Genomic DNA, 3,567 nt, shown 5'->3' on the forward strand with positions numbered 1-3,567 from the left:
GTTATGGCCTTGAGCTAGAACTGCTTCTGGATGCTGTCAACAGAGGACGCGGTCAAGCGCGTTAGTGTTTTGTAATTTTTCGGCTCTTTAAGAAAACGGGGACAGACCACATTTATCGAGGGGCTGGATAATGCTCCTTCAATTTAATCGTGGTCTGTCCCCGTTTTCGATGTTTGATGAAAGGCGGGGAATTTAGAGTGATAGGGGCTGCGAAGTGACAATTACAATGAATCTTGAGATTGAAGTTGGAATTTCCTTTGAAGAAATTGCTTCAGTGCTCTCAGTGATGGGGGCTGAGCACGCAATTGAAAGTGGTTATCTAACAGGTAACTTTAAATATTCAGGTGTTTATTTTGTATTTCGTTGCTTTAGTACTCCTGAGGACGTTGCTGCTGAAGGGGTCAATGTTGATTGGAAAGCAGGTATGAGTGGAGCGTTTCATTGTCCTATAAAATATTTGCTGGAGAGTTCTGAAGATATTAAGTCTTTCCTTGCGAAGCTGTCGATAGAGACGGATTTTAAATTTGTTCTTTCTTTTCAGTACGAAAGCTTGTATGTGATTCGTGATGAGTTTGGTATTAGTTTTCTGAAAAGCATGGTTGATTAGTTGGTGCAAAAAAACGAAAGCGGGGACAGACCACATTTATCGAGGGGCTGGATAATGCTCCTTCAATTTAATCGTGGTCTGTCCCCGTTTTCCCAGAGTTCAAAATTCTTGAAACTGTCGCTCAGCGGCTAGGAGACAATCCGAGTGCTGTTGGGCAAATAAATCTAATATCGGAGAAGTCGGTTTGCCCTAGCTGTACTGATGTGATTAGACAGTTTCGCGATCGATACCCGAAAATTCAGTTGAACGTGTTTACAGTGGAGAATTAAACGTGAAGGCTGATCTTGATTTTTATGATGCGGTTTGTTTGGTAAAAAGACTTTATAGTGATGCTATTGAAGGGCGAAAGTTTCGGCCTGAACAGGCGTTTGCATATGTCCAAGATGAGACGGAAAGTTTGCTTCAGGATGGTTCGCCAGGGATAAATGCGGTTCTTCAAACTGCTATATATATGGAGGGAGCCCGTCGTGGGTTGGTGTTGTCAAAGGATAGCCTGTACGCTCAGGAGATGTTGGAGCTTTTAGCYGATATATATGGGAAGTGTGCTGTGCAAGAATTAATAAAAGCTGGGGTGGGTGGAGAGGATTTGGAGCGTATGAAATTAGAGATGGATTTTGTGAAAGAAAATTTTTTAAAGTGATCGAGAGAATGGGGGCAGACTACATTTTTCTGTGTCGCCCTTTAGCGATCTGAAATAGTGTGAAATAGATAGGGAGATTGTTTTTCATAGAATTGACTAAGCTATTGGCATCATTAATTGTGAACGGATTCACCATATGCCACGCAGAGCACGTCTCTTGATGCCAGGTGTCCCCTTGCATCTGATTCAACGAGGAAATAATAGATCAGTTTGCTTTWTTTCAGAGGATGATTACCTTTTTTATTTAGAGCTGCTTGCTGAACAGGCCAACAAAAATTCGTGTGAAATTCACGCATGGTGTCTTATGACTAATCATGTCCATTTGTTGATTAGCCCTCATGAGCACAGCAGTACCAGTTYGCTTATGAAAGGAATAGGGCAACGATATGTGCAATACATAAATCGTACATATGGACGTAGTGGGACTTTATGGGAAGGACGCTTCCGTTCGTGCCTTGTTCAAAGTGATAGTTATGTATTGGCCTGTTATCGCTACATTGAGATGAATCCTGTCAGAGCCAAAATGGTGACGCATTCTGCGGAATATCGTTGGTCGAGTTATCGTGCTAACGCACAATCAGAGTTTTCGCATCTCATTACCCCGCATGCTCAGTACCTATCGCTTGGGGACACAGATGTATCGACTGCTGAAGTCTATCGCGAGCTTTTTAGAAGCGAGTTGGAGATAGGATTGGTTGACCAGATTCGGGCTGCCACCAATGGCAACTATGTACTTGGTGGTTCGCGATTTGCAGCCGAAATTGAAGCTATAATTGGGCGACGAGCTCGGCGGGGATGCCCGGGCAGACCGAAAAAGCACTAGATTTTTTAGATGGAAAACGTGGTCTGTCCCCGTTTATACCCGTTTATACTCTTGGGATTGATTTAATGAAAGATTTCGGACTGATGGGTATTAAGCTGGAGCCGACCCTGCTCTGGGGGGGCACGCCTCTATTTAGCTTGGATGATGCGATTAAACTGTTGGGGTTTTGCGAGCAAAATGACGCCGCAGTGCTCGGAATTGAAGGCTTTAAAATAGCAGGAGGCAAAAGAGTTCCTGATATGGACTGTATTGCTGACTTTTCCACTCTGGTTGCTGTAGCCGGGAGAGAATTTCCGACAGCATCCAGAGAAGCAGCTAAATTGTTTATTGAATCGATCGCAGATAGCGATGTGTTTTTGGAGTTTGTTCTAGTCAAAGCTTAATAAAGCAAGAGAGGGCGGATCTAATTGTTTGTTATGTCCCATCTTCAATAAATATTGCGACAAGAAAGTGGGCGGATTTATTTATTTGGTTGTGGTGCGCGCCCCAGAAAATAGATCTGTCCCGGGGAATAAACGGGGACAGACCACGTTTTTTGGGAGCAGGGCAGTGCTCTTTCGATTAAACGTGGTCTGTCCCTGATTTCCCTTGTTTATCGGCCCGCCGCTGAGGGTAACGGACAGGCAATATGTGCGTTTAGTGTGTATGAGGTGGTCCCGTCCGGGAAATCTAGTCGTCCATTGTCGAACGTACTCAATTTTGAGCCYCCCGCTGATTCTAACTGTGGCCGGCACTGACCAGATTGTCAGGCTAACGAGAAAAGGGGACGGTGTCCCATCCTGAACAAGGTTCACACCTTCCGATCTATTTTTCAGGAAGAGCGTAATGGAATCAGGACCAGACACACTTGTGTGGCCGCAGTATGGCCTTGCCAGCTTGGACGTTGCATGAGCCTGTGTGAGGGTTTTCGGTGATTTTGGTGCCGTAATATTCCGGATTGCCACGATTGACAGCCCTCACAACTTGTAGGAATTTAGCCGCCCGCAGGTAAGGGATATCTGCTGATGGCCAAAAGATGGCCGTTGTTCACCACACAAGGGATTGTCTATGCAAGGTTCAAACACCGTTGCTCAACAGGTGTGCGGTCAGCTGGTGCACGAGCATCAGAACACCCCACACATGAACATTGCCGAGCAAATCCTTGAATGCCTGTTTCGCCGTCGTAGCCTCGCCCCGGGGCAGGATCACGAACTGTCGTCGCAGGTGCTGGAACCCCATCTGACCAAGGTCATGCAGGCGGTCGAGAGCGGTCGCAAGATTGAAATGGTCTTGCCAGCCTTTCCCGGCAAATCGCCCAGCCGCAAGAAAACCCTGAGTCATCTGCCCGATCTTGCTGAACATCATGCTATCGATGAGTTAAACCGCCTGTGCACAGAGATCCAGGAGATCTATGCACCGGGGGCGCTGATTCATATCTGCTCCGATGGCTATGTGTTCTCTGACTTGGTGCATGTTCCCGATTCCGACGTCAAGGCCTACACCGACGCTATCCAGCAC

The 3,567-nt window shown here is 46.3% G+C and carries 6 protein-coding genes; all 6 read left to right on the forward strand.

Features of this window, described 5'->3' with window-relative positions; genetic code table 11:
- Nucleotides 1–226: 226 nt before the first annotated feature.
- Nucleotides 227–607, forward strand: a complete 381-nt coding sequence (locus tag AC1DLB_RS24990; RefSeq protein WP_477744653.1) for a hypothetical protein — start codon at nt 227–229, stop codon at nt 605–607.
- 104 nt (nt 608–711) lie between these two features.
- Nucleotides 712–876 (forward strand): deaminase domain-containing protein, encoded by a 165-nt coding sequence (locus AC1DLB_RS24995; protein WP_138867983.1) that lies wholly within the window; start codon nt 712–714, stop codon nt 874–876.
- Nucleotides 877–878: 2 nt separating this feature from the next.
- A complete protein-coding gene (locus AC1DLB_RS25000) occupies nt 879–1,247 on the forward strand; it encodes a hypothetical protein (RefSeq protein WP_105345757.1) in 369 nt (122 codons plus the stop codon).
- 160 nt (nt 1,248–1,407) lie between these two features.
- Nucleotides 1,408–2,070, forward strand: a complete 663-nt coding sequence (locus tag AC1DLB_RS25005) for a transposase (RefSeq protein ID WP_477785837.1) — start codon at nt 1,408–1,410, stop codon at nt 2,068–2,070.
- On the forward strand, nt 2,043–2,453 hold the full coding sequence (locus AC1DLB_RS25010) for a hypothetical protein (RefSeq protein WP_477744651.1): 411 nt from the start codon (nt 2,043–2,045) through the stop codon (nt 2,451–2,453). Before AC1DLB_RS25005 ends, AC1DLB_RS25010 begins: the two co-directional genes overlap by 28 nt.
- Nucleotides 2,454–3,117: 664 nt before the next feature.
- Nucleotides 3,118–3,567 (forward strand): L-tyrosine/L-tryptophan isonitrile synthase family protein (locus AC1DLB_RS25015; RefSeq protein WP_477785836.1); only part of this gene is annotated, 450 nt, incomplete at its 3' end.

The sequence above is a fragment of the Pseudomonas sp. 05N434 genome, assembly GCF_056396965.1.

Coding starts and splice junctions, on each gene's coding strand:
- AC1DLB_RS25010 (WP_477744651.1), top strand. CDS start 2,043: ATGCCCGGGCAGACCGAAAAAGCACTAGATTTTTTAGATGGAAAACGT.
- AC1DLB_RS24990 (WP_477744653.1), top strand. CDS start 227: ATGAATCTTGAGATTGAAGTTGGAATTTCCTTTGAAGAAATTGCTTCA.